The 20,816-nt window shown below is 33.8% G+C and carries 23 protein-coding genes; 9 read left to right on the top strand and 14 right to left on the bottom strand.

Going from position 1 to position 20,816, the window contains the following annotated elements; translation table 11 throughout:
• Positions 1–25: 25 nt before the first annotated feature.
• Together gcvPA and gcvPB are read left to right on the top strand one after the other, a co-directional pair.
• Positions 26–1,390, top strand: coding sequence for an aminomethyl-transferring glycine dehydrogenase subunit GcvPA (gene gcvPA / locus BFU36_RS02040; RefSeq protein ID WP_069281862.1), 1,365 nt, complete (start codon positions 26–28; stop codon positions 1,388–1,390).
• Entirely contained in the window at positions 1,374–2,900 is a 1,527-nt protein-coding gene (gene gcvPB / locus BFU36_RS02035; protein WP_069281860.1) for an aminomethyl-transferring glycine dehydrogenase subunit GcvPB, read from the top strand. The genes gcvPA and gcvPB overlap by 17 nt, the downstream gene beginning before the upstream one ends.
• Here gcvPB and BFU36_RS02030 read toward each other — a convergent pair.
• From BFU36_RS02030 to BFU36_RS02020, 3 genes are read right to left on the bottom strand one after another with little or no spacing between them, the layout of a single operon-like run.
• On the bottom strand, positions 2,893–3,321 hold the full coding sequence (locus BFU36_RS02030; RefSeq protein ID WP_069281856.1) for a signal peptidase I: 429 nt from the start codon (positions 3,319–3,321) through the stop codon (positions 2,893–2,895). The two genes, gcvPB and BFU36_RS02030, sit on opposite strands and share 8 nt — an antisense overlap.
• A complete protein-coding gene (locus tag BFU36_RS02025) occupies positions 3,302–3,631 on the bottom strand; it encodes a 3CxxC-type zinc finger protein (protein ID WP_069281853.1) in 330 nt (109 codons plus the stop codon). The genes BFU36_RS02030 and BFU36_RS02025 overlap by 20 nt, the downstream gene beginning before the upstream one ends.
• A gap of 15 nt (positions 3,632–3,646) precedes the next feature.
• Positions 3,647–3,970, bottom strand: a complete 324-nt coding sequence (locus BFU36_RS02020; RefSeq protein ID WP_231961218.1) for a hypothetical protein — start codon at positions 3,968–3,970, stop codon at positions 3,647–3,649.
• A 19-nt stretch (positions 3,971–3,989) separates the two neighbouring features.
• Here BFU36_RS02020 and eno point away from each other — a divergent pair, with 19 nt between their 5' ends.
• Positions 3,990–5,249 (top strand): phosphopyruvate hydratase, encoded by a 1,260-nt coding sequence (gene eno / locus BFU36_RS02015; RefSeq protein ID WP_069281851.1) that lies wholly within the window; start codon positions 3,990–3,992, stop codon positions 5,247–5,249.
• Here the strand turns inward: eno and BFU36_RS02010 are convergent.
• Positions 5,246–5,497 carry a hypothetical protein gene (locus tag BFU36_RS02010; RefSeq protein WP_069284544.1) on the bottom strand — a complete coding sequence of 84 codons (252 nt, stop codon included), beginning with the start codon at positions 5,495–5,497 and terminating at the stop codon, positions 5,246–5,248. The genes eno and BFU36_RS02010 overlap by 4 nt on opposite strands.
• 97 nt (positions 5,498–5,594) lie before the next feature.
• Here BFU36_RS02010 and cdvA point away from each other — a divergent pair, with 97 nt between their 5' ends.
• Genes cdvA through cdvC form a run of 3 tightly spaced genes read left to right on the top strand, consistent with a single transcriptional unit; the run spans position 5,595 to position 8,310 of the window.
• Complete coding sequence (cdvA, locus tag BFU36_RS02005; protein ID WP_083216340.1) at positions 5,595–6,392, top strand: cell division protein CdvA; 798 nt, start codon at positions 5,595–5,597, stop codon at positions 6,390–6,392.
• Between the two features lie 18 nt (positions 6,393–6,410).
• Positions 6,411–7,181: a cell division protein CdvB gene (cdvB, locus tag BFU36_RS02000; RefSeq protein WP_069281849.1), complete on the top strand. Its 771-nt coding sequence runs from the start codon at positions 6,411–6,413 to the stop codon at positions 7,179–7,181.
• Positions 7,182–7,194: 13 nt separating this feature from the next.
• Positions 7,195–8,310, top strand: a complete 1,116-nt coding sequence (cdvC, locus tag BFU36_RS01995; protein WP_069284542.1) for a cell division protein CdvC — start codon at positions 7,195–7,197, stop codon at positions 8,308–8,310.
• 27 nt (positions 8,311–8,337) lie between these two features.
• On the opposite strand, the gene BFU36_RS01990 is transcribed toward cdvC, so the two are convergent.
• From BFU36_RS01990 to BFU36_RS01965, 6 genes are all read right to left on the bottom strand, one after another.
• On the bottom strand, positions 8,338–10,362 hold the full coding sequence (locus BFU36_RS01990; protein WP_069281848.1) for a DNA topoisomerase I: 2,025 nt from the start codon (positions 10,360–10,362) through the stop codon (positions 8,338–8,340).
• Positions 10,363–10,370: 8 nt separating this feature from the next.
• A complete protein-coding gene (locus BFU36_RS01985; RefSeq protein WP_069281847.1) occupies positions 10,371–10,667 on the bottom strand; it encodes a DNA-directed RNA polymerase subunit K in 297 nt (98 codons plus the stop codon).
• The gene (locus BFU36_RS01980; RefSeq protein ID WP_069281846.1) at positions 10,658–11,779 is read right to left on the bottom strand and encodes an alanine--glyoxylate aminotransferase family protein; all 1,122 of its coding nucleotides are present in this window, start codon (positions 11,777–11,779) and stop codon (positions 10,658–10,660) included. Before BFU36_RS01980 ends, BFU36_RS01985 begins: the two co-directional genes overlap by 10 nt.
• Positions 11,776–12,747 carry an NAD(P)-dependent oxidoreductase gene (locus tag BFU36_RS01975; RefSeq protein ID WP_069281844.1) on the bottom strand — a complete coding sequence of 324 codons (972 nt, stop codon included), beginning with the start codon at positions 12,745–12,747 and terminating at the stop codon, positions 11,776–11,778. Before BFU36_RS01975 ends, BFU36_RS01980 begins: the two co-directional genes overlap by 4 nt.
• 189 nt (positions 12,748–12,936) lie before the next feature.
• Positions 12,937–13,554, bottom strand: a complete 618-nt coding sequence (locus tag BFU36_RS01970) for an N-glycosylase/DNA lyase (protein WP_069281842.1) — start codon at positions 13,552–13,554, stop codon at positions 12,937–12,939.
• Positions 13,496–14,089 carry a hypothetical protein gene (locus BFU36_RS01965; RefSeq protein WP_231961216.1) on the bottom strand — a complete coding sequence of 198 codons (594 nt, stop codon included), beginning with the start codon at positions 14,087–14,089 and terminating at the stop codon, positions 13,496–13,498. Before BFU36_RS01965 ends, BFU36_RS01970 begins: the two co-directional genes overlap by 59 nt.
• Before the next feature lie 44 nt (positions 14,090–14,133).
• Between BFU36_RS01965 and BFU36_RS13480 the strand changes: the two genes are divergently transcribed.
• Positions 14,134–14,352, top strand: coding sequence for a hypothetical protein (locus BFU36_RS13480; RefSeq protein WP_083216339.1), 219 nt, complete (start codon positions 14,134–14,136; stop codon positions 14,350–14,352).
• Complete coding sequence (locus tag BFU36_RS01960) at positions 14,349–14,675, top strand: hypothetical protein (RefSeq protein WP_069284540.1); 327 nt, start codon at positions 14,349–14,351, stop codon at positions 14,673–14,675. The genes BFU36_RS13480 and BFU36_RS01960 overlap by 4 nt, the downstream gene beginning before the upstream one ends.
• A 281-nt stretch (positions 14,676–14,956) precedes the next feature.
• Here the strand turns inward: BFU36_RS01960 and BFU36_RS01950 are convergent, their stop codons facing one another.
• Together BFU36_RS01950 and BFU36_RS01945 are read right to left on the bottom strand one after the other, a co-directional pair.
• Complete coding sequence (locus BFU36_RS01950; RefSeq protein ID WP_069281838.1) at positions 14,957–15,343, bottom strand: hypothetical protein; 387 nt, start codon at positions 15,341–15,343, stop codon at positions 14,957–14,959.
• Positions 15,318–16,301, bottom strand: a complete 984-nt coding sequence (locus BFU36_RS01945) for an NAD(P)/FAD-dependent oxidoreductase (RefSeq protein ID WP_069281835.1) — start codon at positions 16,299–16,301, stop codon at positions 15,318–15,320. The genes BFU36_RS01950 and BFU36_RS01945 overlap by 26 nt, the downstream gene beginning before the upstream one ends.
• Positions 16,302–16,397: 96 nt before the next feature.
• On the opposite strand from BFU36_RS01945, the gene BFU36_RS01940 reads away from it, so the two are divergent.
• Positions 16,398–18,830, top strand: a complete 2,433-nt coding sequence (locus tag BFU36_RS01940; RefSeq protein ID WP_083216431.1) for a valine--tRNA ligase — start codon at positions 16,398–16,400, stop codon at positions 18,828–18,830.
• 21 nt (positions 18,831–18,851) lie between these two features.
• Here BFU36_RS01940 and BFU36_RS01935 read toward each other — a convergent pair whose 3' ends face one another.
• The gene (locus BFU36_RS01935; protein ID WP_069281830.1) at positions 18,852–20,051 is read right to left on the bottom strand and encodes a pyridoxal phosphate-dependent aminotransferase; all 1,200 of its coding nucleotides are present in this window, start codon (positions 20,049–20,051) and stop codon (positions 18,852–18,854) included.
• An 18-nt stretch (positions 20,052–20,069) separates the two neighbouring features.
• Positions 20,070–20,813, bottom strand: a complete 744-nt coding sequence (gene trpC, locus BFU36_RS01930; protein WP_069281826.1) for an indole-3-glycerol phosphate synthase TrpC — start codon at positions 20,811–20,813, stop codon at positions 20,070–20,072.
• Between the last annotated feature and the right edge of the window lie 3 nt (positions 20,814–20,816).

Raw genomic sequence — 20,816 nt, 5'->3', positions numbered from 1 at the left:
AGTGTCTCAAAATGTATTAAGACTTATGGATAAGCATCCTTGGCTTCCAAACTTAAGTTCGGTAGAAGATATGCTAAAGGAGATTGGAATAAATAATATCGATGAGTTATTCAGAGACATCCCGGAGGAACTTAAATTAAAAAGACTACTCAACGTTGGAAAAGGTAAGCCATTATCGGAATATGAGATACTAGAAGAAATCAATAAAAAGGCTAATAGGAACGTTGACTTAGCTGCCCCACCATTTATAGGTGGGGGAATCTGCCCACATTACGTCCCTTACGCAGTTAAATTTATCACTAGTAGATCAGAATTTTATACTGCATATACTCCTTATCAACCAGAAATATCACAAGGACTACTACAAGCGTTATTTGAATATCAAAGCTTAATGGCTGAATTGTTGGAAATGGAGGTAGTAAATTCTTCAATGTATGACTGGGGTTCAGCGTTAGCTGAAGCTGTGTTAATGGCAAATAGAGTCAATGGTAAGAAAACTGTATTAGTACCAGAAAATTCCAATCCATTCCATAAGGAAGTATTAAACACATGGATACAAGGTAAGGACTTAAAGGTAGTTGAAGTTAAATATGATAGACAGAAAGGTGAAATTGATATAAATGATCTTGAGAAGAAGTTTAATGATGACGTTACTGCTGTTTATGTCCAGCAGCCTAATTTCTTTGGTGTTTTTGAAGAAAATATTGAGCATATAGTTGATCTTGCTAAACATAAGAAAGCCATTAGCATAATGGGTGTAAACCCATTATCGTTAGGATTAATAAAACCTCCTGGACAATACGATATTGATGTAGCTGTCGGGGATGGACAAGAACTAGGTTTGTCCATGAATTTCGGCGGACCTCTTATGGGAATATTTGCAGTAAGATGGGATGCTTCCCTAGTAAGGCAGATGCCTGGGAGAATAGTTGGAATTACTAGGGATTCAGAAGGAAATAGAGGGTACACTCTAATTCTTCAGACGAGAGAGCAGTTTATAAAAAGGGAAAAAGCTACGTCAAATATAACTACCAATGAAGGACTGATGGCTATAGCAAATGCTGTATATCTCAGCCTATTGGGAAAGGATGGAATAAGGGAACTTGCAGAAGAAATTTACTATAGGAGCCATTACGCGATGAAAAAATTAACTCAAATTAGTGGAATAACTAGAGCATTTAAGTCTGATTTCTTCGAAGAATTTGTGTTGAAATTTCCTACGAAATATGATATAATTAAGGAGATGCTAAAACGTCATAAGATACAAGGAGGGCTAAAAATATCCGAAAACACAGCGTTATTCTGTTTTACAGAAGTTCATAATAAGCAATCGATAGATACTTTAGCTTCAGTTTTAGCAGAGGCGATTGGAAATGTGGAAACAAGCTAAATGGGACGAACCATTAATATTTGAAATAAATCCGCACGAAAAAACGAGGCAGGGGGTATTAATCAATAAGGATGAGGAAATAAGAAACTTGGTTAAAGATATTGAAATTCCGCGTAATTTGATACGTGAAAGCTCCCCAGAACTGCCCTCATTATCTGAACCAGAAGTTATAAGGCATTACGTTAGACTTTCTCAAATGAGCTTTGGTGTAGATAACGGCATGGTACCTTTAGGATCTTGTACAATGAAATATAATCCGAAAATTGAGGAGGCTTCAAGTAAGATAACTGAAAGTCATCATCCACTTGAAGATGAAGATTTCGTGCAGGGTATTCTAGAGATGATGTATGAGTTACAGCAGTGGTTTGCTGAAATAACTGGAATGGACGAGTGCAGTCTTCAAGTACCTGCTGGGTCAGCTGGAGAATTAGCCGGTGTCCTAATGATGAAGAAATATCATAAAGTTAATAATAGAGCATATAAGGATGAAGTTCTAGTTGCTGATACCGCTCATGGGACTAATCCAGCTAGTGCGTCAATGGCTGGTTATAAAGTAATTTATGTTAGGTCTAATAGCGAGGGGTTAGTGGATTTAGATATCCTAAGAGAAGTAGTAAATCAGAGAACAGCAGGATTTATGTTAACTAATCCAAATACTTTAGGATTGTTTGAGGAGAATATTTTAGAGATATCCAAGACGATTCACAATGAGAATGCAATTCTATATTACGATGGAGCCAATTTGAATGGAATATTAGGAATTAGCAGACCAGGCGATATGGGGTTTGATATAGTACACTTAAACCTTCATAAAACCTTTGCTGTACCACATGGTGGTGGAGGTCCAGGTGCTGGAGTAATATGTGCCAAAGGTGAATTGAAAGATTATTTACCGTATCCGATAGTAGACAAAATAAATGGGAAATATAGTTTGAGTAAAATTCCAAAAAATACCATAGGAAAAATAGCCACTTTCTACGGAAATGTAGGGAACCTAGCGAGAAGTTATACTTATATTTTAGGATTAGGTCCTCAAGGAGTTCAAGCTGTAGGTAAGATGAGTACACTAGCTACAAACTACTTAATAGCCAAACTTAAGGAAGTTAAAGAATTAGAGTTAATTGCACCCAACAGACCTAGAAAGCACGAAGTAGTATTTAGTGCGAAACCGTTAGCTGATAAATATGGCGTAACTGCAAACGACATTGCTAAGGCTCTATTAGATAATGGATTTTATGCCCCGACCATTTACTTCCCGCCTATCATTGAAGAGTCGTTAATGATAGAACCTACTGAGACTGAAACGAAGGAAACACTAGATCAATTTGCAGATGTTTTGAAAAAGATTGTGGAAATTGCTAAAACTAATCCTAAAGCAGTAATGGATAGCCCTAGTAATACTTCAATAAAGAGACTTGATCAAGTATATGCTAATCATCCTACTAGTATAACGCCTACATATAGAGTGTTAAGGCTAAGAAAATTAGGCAAAATATCTTCACTTAAATAATAGAGGAAAACAATATTGAAATGTATCCAAGATATGGTATTGAAAATGTTACGTTATCTACTTCTAAAACTTTTCCAACAACTAGGTTATGAGGTATACCATTTATTGGCTCTAACCCTATTCTATTATCCGGTAAAGGATTAGTTATTTTATCTACACCTTGCGTTACATAATTACTATCTTGATTTATCCCTATTACCCTGTGAATTACGTAATTATTATAATATGGTGATCTATATATTATAATATTTCCTACTTGTACATTAACAGGCTGAGTATAGAAGGTCAGCGCTCCATTTTGAAATACAGGATACATTGAGACACCTTCTACGCTTGCACTCTGGACTATATTAGAGAACATTATGACGTATATTAAGGCTATAATTAGAATTATTGCAATATCACTCTTCTTCATCTTCATCAAGATCACTTAAATCCAATTCTATTACCTCTCCCTCTTCTTCTTTTTGGCTAGAATCCTTAGACTCGATTTTCTTTACGCCTTTTTTCCCTTCAATTTCTACGGAAGAACCTCCAGCCTTAATCTTAGATACTACTGCTTTCCATTTATTACCACAATTACTACATGTAAATGAACCCATTACGGTTATTGTTATTCTTCCGTAGGAATCTGGAAGTGGAGATATCAATTGCCACGTCTTATCTGGCTTCTCAGCCCTATTACCACAGTTTGGGCAAACGTATGGGTCAGATTGTTTCTTTTTTGGCATCAATTCTATAGTCTTTTAAAGGGATTTTAAAAATATCTGTATAACTATAGCAATAACCAGAAATGGCGAACCAGAATATATTACTTTTAATCCATTTTTATATAATAAAATAAAATCACAAAACAACGACATTATCAACACAATATCTAACCAAACAGATTGAGAGTAAACAAAACCAACTAAGTGAGGAGCTAGAATCCACGCTGTAAGGAATGCTCTTTCATTGCTTATCTTATCTTTAAGGATAATATAGTAAATTGGTGATAGAATACCATAAATGAAGAAGATAAGAGACTCAACGCTAACATTTATCATTAGCATTAATATCTGTTGATTCATACAGTATAAGGGGATTTATATGACTAACTATTTCTTGATAGATAGAATAAGAGGAATCGAAATAATAGATTCGAGAGGGAACCCAACTTTAAGAGTATTCGTAAGAACTAAGGGAGGAATAGAGTCTTTTGGAGATGCCCCAGCTGGTGCTTCTAAAGGAACAAAAGAGGCTATAGAAATCAGAGACCCAGCTACTCTAAGCGTCAAAAAGGCTGTAGAAATAGTTAATTACGTAGTAGACCCCTCGTTACACAGCTTTGATGTTAGAGATCAAACAAAAGTCGACAATACATTAATCCAAATGGACTCAACAGAGAATAAGAGCAAAATAGGAGGAAACTCTATGATAGCCACTTCTATAGCTGTTTTAAAGACAGCTGCTAAAGCCTTACAACTTGAAACTTTCCAATACATCTCTGGACCCAAATATTCTAGGATTCCGATTCCTCTGCTTAACATTATCAATGGGGGAGTTCATGCCGGAAATAAACTAAAGATCCAAGAATTCATAATAATTCCAGCGAATTTTAAGACCTTTAAGGAAGCTTTAATGGCTTCCCTTGAAATTTATAGAAGTCTAAAGAATTTAATAGCTGAAAGATATGGTAAGATCTTCACGGCAGTTGGTGACGAAGGAGGATTTTCTCCACCTCTAGAAAACACTAGAGATGCACTAGATCTTCTCGTTGCTTCTATCAAAAATCTTGGCTATGAAAAACAAGTATTCCTAGGCATGGATGCAGCGTCTTCAGAATTCTTTAACGAGAAGAAAAATACTTATACTCTAGACGATAAAGAATTTTCTCCAGATAAATTGGAAGAATATTACCTTCAGCTGGCTTCAGAATATCCTATAATTTACTTAGAGGATCCTTTTGAAGAAAATTCATTTGAAAAATTTAGCGAGCTTCAAAGCAAATTAAAGAACACAATCGTAACTGGAGATGATATTTATGCTACTAATATAAAATATTTAAAAACTGGAATAGATAAAAAATCTACTAGAGGAGTTATCGTAAAACCAAATCAAGTTGGCACTTTAACTGAAACATTCAAATTTATAGATTTAGCTAGAAGTAATTCAATTAAGACGATAATAAGCCATAGAAGTGGAGAGACAGAAGATAACTTTATAGCAGACTTAGCAGTAGGAGTCTCCTCAGATTTCATAAAGACTGGAGCACCGGCAAGAGGCGAAAGAATTAGTAAATATAACAGATTATTAGAAATAGAAAATAAATATGAAATAGAATATAATGGAAAATATTTTTGGCTTTAAGGCAATAATATACCTAGAACTACTAGAAATATTGCTATAGCTAATAGAAATAAGATAAATTCTTTAGTTGACATTGAAGGTACTGCTTTAGCTACTTTAACTAAACCATACACAACTCCTCCTATTATTATAATTAACAAGAGAACGAATCCTATAATAACCAGCGTATAGCTCAATGGTTCTACGTTTATTTTGCTGACGATATGAGATAGTTGGGATGTAATATTGCTAAGTGCTTGAAGTGTCATATCTGCATTCAAAAATAAAATTAATGTAGACTATGCTTTTTAAGGTTGATTACATAATATTTTCATCAAGATGATGAGGGTTAAAAGCTCTTATTGAATGATGAGTCTCTACCTTCTGACGAGCCCTAATGTTTATAAGTATTACTTAAAAGACCAAATATTTTTGAGGAGTATTACCATGCCCGTTTCGTACGAAGTGCTAACGAAATTCATAGGACAAAAAATTAAAGACATATATAGTAGAGAGCTTGGTTATTTAGTTCACGTTTACAGTGAGATAGATGGGACTATTACCGGAATAGAAGTATCTCAAGGAAACTCAATAATGACAGTAGAACCAGAAAGAATAAAGTTTGATGGAGATAGTATATCAATACTACCAGATTGGAAAGCAGAAGCTATGAGAATATTAACCTTAATGGAAAAAATCAGAAAGAGGCAGAGAGCATTAGAGGAGTTATTTAACAAACAAGAGATTCCTAAGAGCGAGTATGATGAGATGAAGAGAAAATTGGACACAGAGATGCTAAAGTTAAAGGACGAGCAAAGTAAACTGAAGGGAAAATTGAAGGTAAGATTAAATGAGATTGAAGATCAATTGTCACATTTAGATAAAGCTATAATTTCCTTAAAGATGAGTTATATCTCCTCAGAGGTCCCTGAAACAGCATATAAGAACTCTGTTGAGATACTAAGGCAATCTAAAGAGAGTTATACTCTAGAGAGAGATGATATAAGGAAGACACTAGATAGACTAGACTCATTAGATAAGGAATCTATAGAACTTAAGCCTTTAGGCTCCTTAACTACGCAACAGCAGAACGATACAAAGGCTGATCAATCCAAATCGGAAATACCATTGCCTATACCAGTAAAGGTAATAAATACTCTTTGATCAAGTTAGTGAGTTAGAATGCTAGAAAAGTTATCATTTATTTTTAATGCGGAGAAGAAACGAAAAGCTCAACTAGGTAAGATACTTACTGAAATATCCCTTAAGCTAAAGGACCAGCAAACCAGATTAGAGGAAGCTATAAGAAGGTTAAAGGATAGAGACAAAGAATTATTTGAGAAAGTAGTGAGAGCACAAGTAGAAGGAGATGATGCTAAGGCAAAAATCTACGCTCAAGAAATAGCTGACATAAGGAAGATAATTAAAGTGATCTATACTGCATTTCTTGCGATAGAGAAGGTTAGATTAAAGTTAGATACTGTTCAAGAATTGCAAGGAGTATCTTTAGTTCTATATCCGGTGGCAAAGATATTAGGTGATTTGAAAGATCAGATAAAGGGAATAGCTCCAGAAGTCGCGATAGCTTTGGATTCAATAATAAGCAGCGTAAATGGCATCGCTGTGGAAACTGGGACTATAAATGATAGGGGTGTAATTCCAGCAGTAGTAGACGAACAAGCTAGGCAAATACTAGACGAGGCTCAGAAGATGGCAGAAATTAAGGTAAAAGAATTACTTCCTGATCTTCCACATCCTCCGATAGAACAACCAAGACTACAAAAGGTAAGTATCAAGAAAGTTACAGAGAAAGAGATTCTAGATTACATAATGACTAATGGTGGGTTCTTGGATATTGAGCACTTCAGTAGATCATATGGGGTGGATAAACAAGAAGTACTAAAGTTGTTAGAAGTGATGAAAAGTAAAGGTCTAATCTCAGTGGAAAGTTAGAATGGTGAACCTAATGAGCGCCCAAGTAATGCTAGAAGATATGGCGAGAAAATATGCTATACTAGCCGTGAAAGCTGATAAAGAGGGTAAGGTAGATGATGCGATAACATATTATAAGAAGGCAATAGATGTATTAGTTCAAATCATAACCTTATATCCGGATTCAGTAGCTAAAACCGCATATGAGCAAATGATAAACGAGTACAAGAAAAGAATAAATTATCTTCAAAAGCTAGTCCCAGTTTCAGAGGATGGAGATAGTACCGGAAAGGGTAATGAAGAAGTAATAATAACTGAGAAACCTAAAGTCTCATTTAATGAAATTGTAGGTCTAGAAGAAGTTAAAGAGGCATTAAAAGAGGCTATTATATATCCTACTAAAAGACCAGACCTATTCCCGTTGGGATGGCCTAGAGGAATTTTACTTTATGGCCCACCAGGATGCGGTAAAACTATGATAGCAGCTGCTGTTGCAAACGAGATAGACTCGATATTCATCCAGTTAGACGCTGCTTCAGTAATGTCTAAATGGTTAGGCGAGGCTGAGAAAAACGTAGCTAATACTTTCAAAATGGCTAGAGAAGAATCAAAAAAACAAAATAAGCCAGCAATTATATTTATAGATGAAATAGATGCCTTGCTAGGAGTGTATTCAACGGAAGTAGGTGGAGAAGCTAGAGTGAGAAACCAGTTTCTGAAGGAAATGGATGGTCTACTTGATAAGTCAGAGAATTATAAGGTTTATGTTGTAGGCGCAACCAATAAGCCCTGGAGACTTGACGAACCTTTCCTAAGAAGATTCCAGAAAAGGATTTATGTTAAGTTACCAGATTATGAACAAAGACTATCATTATTCAAGTATTATACATCAAAAATTAAACTAGCTAATGATGTGAGTCTTGAAGAATTAGCTAAGATGACTGAAGGTTATACGAGTAGTGACATCAGAGATATAGTACAGTCAGCTCACATTAAAGTGATAAAAGAAATGTTTAAGAATAACTTAACAGAACCTAGACCAGTTTCGATGGAAGACTTTAAAGAAATATTGAAGGTTAGGATGCCTAGTGTTAATCAAGAACTTATAAAGGCTTATGAAGCTTGGACTGAGAAGTTTAAAGCACTATAATATTCAGATACCCCAGAGTATACCTCATTAAATCGGCTTGGCATGACTTTCATCATTACTCATAAAATCTTTTATGACGTCCTTTATATATATACCTGTAATTTTACTGCTGTATAATTTCTTCAATATTTTATCTTCAGCATAACCAGTTCTTTCTTTCCAGACATTCAAAGAATCTAATAGTTTACGTTTAGCAGTATAATGATACACACATAAATCGTCCTTATAACTTTCAAAGTTACAATACTTGCATTTATTATATCTTAAAAATCCCAATGCTTTACCTAACCATATCCCCACGTTTTCCTTATTTTTTTCATATTCTTTAATAAATTGATTTAATCTCTCTATATTATATTTTACTACCTCCTCTTCTGAAACCTTACCTAACTTTATCATCTCTAATCTATTTTCCATGTCTGCAGTCAACTTTACATCAACTATAACTGGGAAAAACTTATTCAATATATCTGCTACGTAAAATCCAAGTTCAGTAGGCACTAGATACCTCCCATTTAATTTAACATATTTCCTCTTTATCAGTAATTCGATTATTCGACCACGTGTAGCTTCCGTCCCTAGCCCAGAAGATTCCATCCACTTAAGTAAACTCACCCTAGTGAATCTGGCATCAGATTTATTTAATACAATTCTAGCTCTGCCACTCGTGACAATACCTTCCTCACCAACTTTAAGATCAATCACTTTATCCTCCTTAATATAGTGATAAGGGTATAAGTCGAGCCAATTCCTCTCGACTATTTTATTGAACGATAGGGAAAACGAAACGTCCGTTCTGATACCCTTAATTTGATAGGTTACTATACTGACTTTAGCATCTTTAGATATTGAAGCTAAAAATCGTCTTACTATTAAATCATATAATTTGAACCTGTTTCCAACTAATTTAGTATTAAGTTGACCGGTAGGATGGATAGCTGGATGAGCAGGGTCATCCTTCTGACCCTGCCTAACAATAAATTTATTACCAGTCATCTCTTTTACTAGCCCTATCAATTTTCTATACTGTGTCCTCTCGAGATTTTGTACAATTTCAAATATATTGACCGTTTTAGGAATTCTTTGACTATTAGTTCTAGGATAACTTATTAGACCATCTAAATACAATTCTTCAGCTATTTTCTCCACATTATATGGTGAGATTCCGAACAGTTTACCCGCTTCAACTTGGAGGTCAGTAAGATTAAATGGGGAAGGTCTTTCTATAATCTTAAAATCCGTTTTCCTCTCTACGATCTTTACTCTTTTTCCGATAATATTATTCAGAAATTTTTTAGCGTCATCTAATTTATCGAATTGCTTGTCTAACGAGATATTAAACGTTAAATCACCAAACTTTACCGTTATTGTTATCCCGAATTTGGGTAACGGAATATGCAAATTTCTTTGAACTTCAGAATTAACGACTTGAACTAATGTAGGACTTTGTACTCTACCTGCACTTAATATAACTCTTTTTTTAGTTATACTATGCAACGCTATCATCAATGCTCTACTTATATTAATCCCCCATATCCAATCTATTTTGTGTCTAGCTATTCCAGCTGATATCATATTATAATCCAAATTTGAAATATTGTTAAATGCATTTATTATATCACTTTTGGTTAAAGCTGAGAATTTAATCCTTTTTGCTCTCTTAACGTCACCAAGAAATTTTATTATTAAATAGCCTATTACAGACCCTTCTACGTCGTAATCACAAGCATTGATAAAACTTTTCGCTCTCTTACTTAAAAGAGATAAAAGATTATAGTATTTTTTTGTATAATACGCTGTTTTATCAATATCCCACAAAGGTTTCCATTCAGCGTCAAAGACTGGAAAACCGTCTTTTCCTTCTAATCCAAATAAATGTCCAGCAGCAGGGGCTACAACATAATGAGTGCCTTTATAAAATATCACCCAATAACTGATACCATACTTTTTACACAATATGGGTTTATCTGAGAGTGCATCAGCAATTTTTTTAGCTGCTTTAGATTTTTCGGCAATTATAAGATTAAAATTGTTGATATTACATAAGTCCATCTCATGATTTAACTCTTCTTAACCGATATTAAAACCACCTTACCATTAGGTAACTTTCGTCTAATAGTAATCGGTAATGCACCCTTTTCAAGCTCAGCCTCAGCTATAGTCACAACGTCTAAATCTGGAGTATTTAAACTGCTTATATCAATAAGTGCAGGAGCTCCCATGGCCAACTGTAAAGCCCTAGCACTAACTATTCTGGCTTTCTCATACTTGGTTAACCTATTTTGCCATAAATAGACGAAAATCTCATTAAAATGTAAATCTTGTGAAGACAAAATTAAATTCCCCCTTAATCCCATATAACTTCTGCTTTTAACTCTTCCGGCAACTTACAATCGTTAGGTGGATCTTGATATATATTGGTGTGCAAGATCTCATTCATTGCATTAACTAATTTAATTAGAGCCCTATCATCAACTACACCTAAGATGCCTATTCTTATTATCTTAGTCGACAAGTTTCCCATTCCTTTACTAATCTCGATATTTCTCTTAGCTAATTCAGATATTAACGTATTAACTGGAATAGGAGGGAATGCTGCTATTACAGTATTTGAGAAATTATTCATATTCCCTAACACTTCAAAACCAATTTTACTCATAATTCCCCTTAAATATAATGAACATGCCTCATGTCTCTTCCATCTATTTTGGATTCCTTCACTATCTAATATTTTAGCAGCTTTCTCAGAAGCAAAAAATGCCCCAACTGTTGGCGTAAATGGTGTCTCTCCCTTATCTTGAAATTTCAAATGTAATCCTAAATCTAAATATGCTGGCAAATCAGAACTATTTATCTCATTAATCCCGTCATCTGATAAAGCTACAAAGCCTAGGCCGGGTATGCTAGCTAAAGCCTTTTGACTTGCAGTAGCTACTGCATCTATTTTCCACTTGTTAACATAAAGCGGGAAAGCAGCAAATCCTGATACAGAATCCACTAGTAATTTAAGTCCACTACCTTTAACCACTTTACTGATAGTTTCTAGATCCCTAAACGCAATACCAACACTCGTCTCGTTATGAACTAGAGCTACAGCTGTAGCATCCTTATTTTCCTCTATAGCCTTTTTAACCTCATCTATGGTAAAGAATTCCCCTTCTTTCTTCTCATAACTTACTACCTTTACACCTCTTCTATTCAAGGAATCTTTTAGCCTATTACCAAACTCTCCATAGGGAAATGTTATCACTTTTTCCCCTCGTCTTAATAAGGAGAAGACCATTGACTCTACGGCTAATGTGCCGGAACCGCTTAATAAAGCAACTCTAGTGGCATTGAAGTGATTGATCATTAAAGACTCTAAGTTCTTTACCGTTTCTCTAAACTTATCAGATCTATGATTAACAAGAGTTAGAGAAGCTTGCAATACACTTAGTGGAACGTTTACTGGACCCGGAATTAGCATCAAGTTATTACACCAATCTCCTTTAACGTGTTTACAAGGTTATTTGTAGTTACTACAGCTACTCTGTGCTGAGCCTCTTTAGTTTGTGCACCAATATGAGTTGTTACTATTACTCTCTCATTCCTTAATAATTCATATTCCCATTCCTCTTTTGGCGGCTCGTGCCAAAATACGTCAGTTGCATATACTATGTTCTTCTCTCTGATATATTTTAGAAGAGCTTTGCCATCCACTATCACTGCCCTGCTAGTGTTAATTATAATAGCATTATTTTTAACATATTTGAAATTATGTTCATCGAGTATTGGCTTAGCGTTTTTATCTACAGTTACATGAAAAGAAATTACATCGGCTTTGCTTAATAACTCTTCTAAACTATTAGCTATTTCTACTCCTAATTGTTTAGCTCTATCTTTAATATCTACTATGTCATAAACTATTACGCTCATATCTAATGCTTTACAAACTTTTGCTACCTTAGTTCCAATCCTACCAAAGCCAATAATCCCTATTGTTTTTCCAGCTAACTCAGTGCCTTCAACTTTCTTAAATATGTTAGCCTTAGCCATATTCATAGACTCATAAAGTCTTCTAGCAGCGACTATCATCAGCCCTATAGTTAGCTCGGCTGCAGAATCTGTAGAAGCACCAGGGGCATAAACTATTCTTATATTCCTCTTAGAGGCTTCGTCTACATCTATATTATCCAATCCTATACCAGCTCTTGCTATAACTTTAAGATTCTTCCCTCTCTCTATGATTTCTTTGTCTACCTTAGTTCTACTTCTCACTACTAGTATCTCGTATTGATCGATTATCTTCAATAGTTCTTCTCTAGATATTTCTGGCTTATAGTCCACAGCTAAACCATAACTTTGTAAAGTTTTTATCATGTATTCATCAACTGGATCGGTTATTATTACTTTTAGATTTAATTTATTTAAAGAGTTAACATTCTGGATAGTCTCCATACTACATCACCACATGGTGAAGTAGAATTAGTTTAACATGATGATGATGATGAGATAGGAAAAGCACTTACAGAATAAGAACTAGAGAAATAATTATTACCTTTAATCTTTAGATACACTCGATTTACCAATCGTAGTTGCATTTTAAAGTCATTAAAAGGTTCAATTACTGGTTTATATTTTTTATTGCTATTTTACAATAGTTTTAGTCTCTTTATACCATATAAATAAGTCGAGCACACCTACGTCTAAATTTAATGTATATGATATACTTCTTAAAATATTTTCAAGAAATATGTACTTCTTTTTAGTTAGATGTTTAACTTCTCTTAATACTCCAATTTCTTTTAGAAAGCTGATTATGTGTCTATCTATTATAGCTAAATTGAAATACCCAACATTTCTCAGAAAATGACTAGCTTCCTTCATTCCTAGGCCTTTAATTCGTAACAACTTTTCCCTAGCTAGAAATTGATCTAAGTCAGCAATGGGCTTAATCTGGCTTTTCAGTTTTGTATATACTTGCTCACGAGCTAAGAACATATATCTAGCCTTTAAATTATAGAACCTATACCCACAGGATATTAGATCGTCACGTAATTTATCCTCACTAGCGTAATAAATATCTTCTCCTAAACATTGTAATGCTTTATAGGCTGAAATAAACGAGGAATTAGCAGTAAGTATACAAAGGACTAACTCCTTAAACCACACATCCTCACTAGCAGAATTATTTAACTTAAACTCCTCAACCCTTTCTAACACTTTTGCTCTTATTTTGAGATTTTGAACTAGACTTCTTAGCACGTTTTTTACTCTTCCTCTTTCTCTTTTTAACTGATCTCTTCTTGTTCTTTACAACGGGTTTAGGTGGATTGAGATCTGACATCGAGAGTATTTTAGTTCCCTTATCTGAGTAGATTATGATAAATGGTAAATCTTTTTTAACTAATGTAAAGCCAACGACACTATTAACATTTAGATCAATCCTTTGAATTATAACTTGTTCATTGTTTAACTGTTGAGGGACTCCTACTGCTAATACATTTAATGGCTCTGAGAAATAGAAATCCAAATTACTCAAGTTTCCATTTAAATATCTCTCATTCTTATAGGTTATGATTACAATATCTGTTGTGGGATCAGGGGAAACTGATTCCAAATCAAATTTGCCATCTATAATTTCCTCTTGTTTAACTTTTTGTAGCGTAAAGATTTGCATTATATCAGCTATATTTAAAGGCTGTAGCTTATAATACTCTGCCAAATTCATAACAGTAGTATAAGGTAATTTGTAGACTAAAAATTCTTTTAAACAATACTGAGGTATAACAGAATGCATAAAAATATAAGTTATTATAGATGTTGAAAATATGGTGAAAAGGATTGAGCATAAGGATTAAGGGTTCCAACTCCTACGGTCATTTAGGCTGGCTTACAGTATATTGCAGGATTTGCAATAGGAAATTGGTAATAGGAACTGATATTGTATATAAGTGTCCAAAATGTGAGAAGAAATATTCTGCTTACTTCTGTGAAGCTGATAAAAGAGGTCTCAAGGGTAAATGTCCTTATTGTGGAACAGAGTTGGTACAAGTAATATGAGCGTAGTTCAGTACTACATTGATAATTTAAAATTTTCCATAATATATGAGGAAAATCGTACTATAATTTATATGGATATCAATCAAGAAATTAAGCAATTTTCTAAGAATAAGCTAGTCGATGATGACAAGAATAAAGTAATTTATGTAGATATGAATGAGAAAATTTCTAATGGCTCACTCAAAAAGATAATAATATGTAAGACGAGAATTTCTACCTATTTATGCAATGCTATAGTAGAAGTTAAGAACATACAAATAAATGAGAAAATATTATACGAAATTTATAAAGAAGTTCTTGAAGTTTCTAAGAGAGTTATATAAAAGCCTTGGCTTCTGAATCTATTATTGATTTCTTGAATAGTTTTTGTAATATACATTGCATCGTTAGAAATTATTTCAAGATGAACATTCATATCCCTAATTGATTGAGAGTTAAAATAAAGTAATATCAGTGTATTTTGACTAGGAGCACATATATAAGACGCGCCTACCTTAACTGGCTCACATATATCCTTAAAAATATTATTAATTGATTGAGTTAAGTACCTCAACTTCAAAGGATCATCAGATAGGACTTGAAACGATAAGGAAAACATTATCTATCACACTTTTATATTAGTATTTATCTTCTTTACTGGTATCTTAAGCTTGTCAAAAATTCTCTTCACATATTCGGCATACCTTCCTTCACCCTCTACTATTTTTAACTTTAATTTTCTATACTTCATAATCAAGACGACTCTTCCATCCTCATAAACTATGACTTTGCCAACAACTCTATCTTGTATATTTTTCAATAGATGAACGTAAACAAAAGTTCCTTTATTAGGTAAATTAACGATTTTTGCATCACCAACTACATAAGTAGGGCTTACCTTTTTACCTGATAACTCGAGTTGTGATATACTTTCTTTTTCTATTTTGAATATCAAAGTCCTTATAGCATGTTTACCAGATCTGCTCTTAGAATTCTCTACTAATATATCCATTTCCTTTCACACTTTTAATTGATTCTACTATACCATCTAAATCTATCTTATCTTCCAAATAAGCGTCTATGAGTACATCGTTTTTAAAGAACGTTTTCATCAAAGTTCTCCTCAAGGATATACTCGAATATTTGTAGATATTAAGCAACATTAGTTGAATATTTATCCTTTTTTCAAAAATTTTTAACTTATCATCTAAATAGTCATCCAGCTCCTTACCCTTATGAATAGCTTCAAACGCGTACTCAGCTGAAATGGCAGATGGTCTAATTCCTTCTCCGCTCAACGGAAATACAAGTCCTCTTGCCTCACCTACTCTACCTTTCTTAATAGAAGGGATTCCGATACTAATGGGGGCACCTCTAACGTCCTTAATCCTATAATCCTTAAATCTCTCTCTCAAGTATTCATTTAGTAGACTCTTAGAATTTTTATATTCCAAAAACCCTGCCCCTACATTATATTCATTTTCTCCACTAGGAAATATCCAATAAAATCCAGTATACTTGGTATTAAACTCAATCACCGCCTTATCATCAAAGCTCTTAGTTTCAATTATTGCTCGTGTTGTATAAACTACTTGCCTATCTAATGGATATGGACCCCTGCTATCTATAACATAATCAAATTTCTCTTTTAATGCTTCATGCGAAACTACGATCTTTGCGTGTTTACGCATACTATTTATCCAATTCCACTTATCTATAACTAGCCATTTAGTATGAGAGTACTCTACGTCATAAATCCTTTCTCCATCTATGCGAAAGGAGAACCTCTTTATGTTAAACTTAACTTCCCAATTAAAAGGTGGTGTATAGATATTTGGTACAATATCACCACAAGGTTTAACATACTTCTCATTTATATCAAAGATTGTGACTTCATGATTGGCTTTCTTTGATAATAAATACGCTAATGTGGATCCTGCCACTCCGCCTCCAATTATTGCTACCCTCATTCCTAAATCTTATAAATTATATGATTTTATATTTATATAAAGTAGCCATTATTAGGTGATGATCTATTGTTAAACCAAGATATAATAACAAAGAAGATGGAAGAGTGGCCAAAACATTATAACCCTAAAGAGATTGAGGAGAAATGGCAGAGGATATGGTTAAGTGAAGAGTATTGGAGAGATGTATTTAGGTTTAGAGAAGAGGACACTAATTCCCCAACTTATGTAATAGATACTCCTCCGCCTTTTACAAGTGGAGAGCTACATATGGGTCACGCATACTGGGTTACTATATCAGATACTATAGGTAGATTCAAGAGATTAGAAGGTTATAATGTACTTTTACCACAAGGTTGGGACACTCAAGGCTTGCCTACTGAATTAAAAGTACAGTATAGATTGAAAATTCCTAAAGAGAATAGAGAACTATTTCTCAAGAAATGCATAGAATGGACTGAGGATATGATAAAGAAAATGAAAGAAGCTATGATAAGATTAGGATACAGACCAGAATGGGAAAGATATGAGTATAAAACTTATGAGCCTAACTATAGAAAAATCATTCAGAAAAGCCTATTAGATATGTATAGAATGAATCTCATAGAAATACGAGAAGGTCCTGTGATTTGGTGCCCTAAATGCGAAACGGCATTAGCTCAAAGTGAAATAGGATACTTAGAGAGAGAAGGTATTTTAGCTTATATAAAATTTCCAGTCAAGGAAGGCGGTGAAATCATTATTGCAACTACTAGACCAGAATTATTAGCTGCTACTCAAGCAGTGGCAGTTAATCCAACTGATGAAAGATATAAGGACTACGTTGGTAAGACGGCAATTGTACCTATATTTAATCAAGAGGTAAAAATTATCGTCGATGAGATGGTAGAGAAGGAATTTGGTACTGGTGCTGTAATGATTAGTACTTATGGAGATCCACAAGATATAAAATGGCAATTGAAGTATAATCTAAAAACGAGAATAGTAATTGATGAGAAAGGGAGGATAGCAAATACTAATGGGATTTTAGACGGATTAACTATAGATCAAGCCAGGAAAAAGATAATTGATATACTCCAAAAAAATCAATATTTAGTAGAAATTAAACACATAAAGCATAATGTTTTGTCTCATACAGAAAGAAGTGATTGTTTATCCCCGGTAGAATTCTTAGTTAAGAAACAAATATACATAAAGACATTACAATTTAAACCAAAATTATTAGAAGAATATAAAAAGATGAAATTTAAACCCAGCAGAATGTCCTATTATTTAGAAGAATGGATAAACAACATAGAATGGGATTGGAACATCAGCAGACAAAGACTTTACGGAACACCGTTGCCTTTCTGGTATTGCGACAATGGTCATTTAATACCTGCTAGAGATGAAGATCTGCCAATAGACCCAGTTAAGGCTAAGCCACCAGTAGACAAATGCCCAAAATGCGGATTTGATTTGAAACCAGTTACAGATGTAGCAGATGTTTGGATAGATTCCAGCGTAACTGTACTTTACCTAACCAAATTCTATGAAAATAAAGAGTTATTTAATCGAATATTCCCAGCCTCCTTGAGATTACAAGGAACAGACATAATTAGAACTTGGCTCTTCTATACATATTTTAGAACTCTGATGTTAGCTAATAATATACCATTTACCAATGTTTTAGTCAATGGGCAAGTTTTAGGTCCGGATGGAACTAGGATGAGTAAGAGTAAAGGAAATGTTGTTTCACCTTTAGATAAGATAGATGAGTATGGCGCTGACTCTATAAGAATGACGTTGCTTGATGCAAGTATAGGCGATGATTTTCCATTTAAGTGGGATACCGTTAAAGGTAAAAAATTATTGCTTCAAAAGCTTTGGAACGCTTCCAGACTGGTGTATCCCTTTATAGCTAAAATAAGGATTGATAAACCAGAAAAATTGAGCAATGTAGACAAGTGGATCTTGCAAGAACACAAGAAATTTGTTGAAAAAGTGATTAATGCATATAGAAACTTCGACTTTTATGTAGTGATTCAAGAGATGTATAGTTACTTCTGGGAAATAATAGCGGATGAATACTTAGAAATGATAAAACATAGACTATTCCAAGATGACGCCTCTGCGAAATACACGATTCAGAGAGTGATAAGGGATATAATAATACTACTTCATCCAATTGCTCCTCACATCACAGAGGAGATTTATAGTAGACTATTTGGTTATAAAAAGAGCGTACTATTAGAAGGATTACCAAATGTAGACGATATTATTATAGATAGTGAAATTGAAAAATTAGGAGAAGCTATAAAGAAGTTTAACTCTATGGTAAGGTCAGAAAAAATAAAGAATAGAATATCAATGAATACACCAGTTAATGTAAAATTCTACGCAAATAAAGATGTTATAAAGTATTTAGAAGACGTGAAAGATGATTTAATGAAAACGCTGAAAATAGTCAACTTAGAGTTTATTGTTACTAATGATGGAGAAGAAAAAGTAGAAATAAAAGTTAATAATAGCTCTCAGTCCATGGGAGTTTAAATCATTTTACTTTTCTTACTATCAGGGTTTCATCATCCCTTCTATAAACTCTCTTATCCTTTCTACACCTTCTTTTATAACGTTTTCGTTAACAGCATAACTTAACCTTAAGAACTGCTTACCGACATTTAACGGAAATACCTCCCCTGGTATCGTCACTACACCTTTACTCTCAATAAGCCTTATTGCTAAAGTCTTAACATCAATGTTAGCTATTTTTAAAATTTCTCCTACATTAGGAAATATATAAAACGCACCATTAGGTTTCGAGACCTGTATACCTTTAATCTTACTTAATTCATCATATATTAAATCCCTTCTCTTCCTGAATAGTTTTACCATTTCATTGACTTCATCAAAAGTGTTAAAGGCTTCTAATGCACCCTTTTGAGCGAAACTCGTAGGACAAGTGTAAATGTTTGAAGCTAAAATGCCCATTTTCGTTATAGCTTCTTTATTGGCTATTATATACCCTAGCCTCCAACCGGTCATTGAAAAAGTCTTACTAAACCCATTAATATAAATCACGTAATCCCTCCAATTACTATCTTCAAGCACACTTTTCATTCTACCTTCGTATACAAAATGATCGTATATCTCATCTGAGAGTAATAATATTTTATTCTCTCTAGCTATTTCTATTATTCTCTCTACATCACTATGCGAAAAAAGAGAACCAGTAGGATTATGAGGATTATTGAAAACTATCATTTTAGTCTTTTTAGTAATCTTACTTCTAAGATCCTCAATATCAACTGAGAACCCTTCTGATTTATTCCACTTTAGGGGAGAATAAATTGGCTTACCACCTAACAACTTTACTACTTCTGCATATGAATAGAAGGATGGGTCAAATAGAATCACCTCATCTCCTTGATTAACATATAAGATAAACGCGAGGAAAAGTGCCGTCTTAGCACCTGGTGTTACAATTACTTCGTCAAGCTTAATATCGCTTCCATATTTCTGATTTAAATATTCTGCAATCTTTCCTCTTAATTCTTCTATACCTAAGGCTGAAGTATAGGAAGTGAATCCTTCATCTAAAGCTCTCTTAGCCGACTCCCTTATCCGCTTAAACGTCAAAATATCTGGTTGACCTACTCCAAAATCTACGATCTTAATTTTCTTATTTTTCTCTACGTTTCTAGCAATTTCCTTATAAAGTAATGTACTTTCTCCGGTCAACTGGCTAATATTAGAACTGAATGATGAGGACACACGAATAATTAATAAAACTCATATAAATTCTTTGATCTTCTCTGGATTATTCATTAAAGATGTTCCAACCAGAAAAGCATTAGCGCCAAATTTCTTTAACTCCTCTATTTCATTTTTATTTGATATTCCACTTTCAGCAACCTTTACTATGTTAGAGGGTATTAGAGAGAGAATCTTCTTCTGCTTCTCCTTATCTATTGCTAGAGTTTCTAAATCTCGTGAGTTGACTCCTATGAACCTAGCTCCTAGTCTTAAAGCGATCTCTAGTTCTGACTCATTAGTGACCTCCACTAGCGGTTCCATATTATAGGTCCTTGCATATTCCAATAATCCCTCTAATTCCCTTTCAGTTAAAATTCTGACTATCAAAAGAACGGAATCTGCTCCGAGGTTATAAGCATCATCTATTTGAGATTCCTTTACAACGAAGTCTTTCATAAGAATAGGTAGTGATACTGAATTAGCTATCTTTCTTAGCACCTCATAAGAACCGTTAAAAAATTTCTCCTCAGTTAATACACTAAGACCTACTGCATATTTTTCCATAAATTTAGCGTAATGTATTGGATCCATCTCTACTTTTAGCCCAGACGGGGAGTTTGTCTTATACTCAGCTATAATTGCAGTAATATTTGATCTATTAAATTCAATAATCCTATCATATAAAGAAATAATTTGTCTTTGACGAGACATACTAATAGGAGTCCTCTTTAGAGATAAATCTACTACTTCCTTAAGCCAACCTTTTAAGTATCTAGGCATATG

The sequence above is a fragment of the Sulfolobus sp. A20 genome (assembly GCF_001719125.1).
Lineage (GTDB): Archaea > Thermoproteota > Thermoprotei_A > Sulfolobales > Sulfolobaceae > Saccharolobus.
This window is presented reverse-complemented; position numbering and strand designations above follow the sequence as displayed.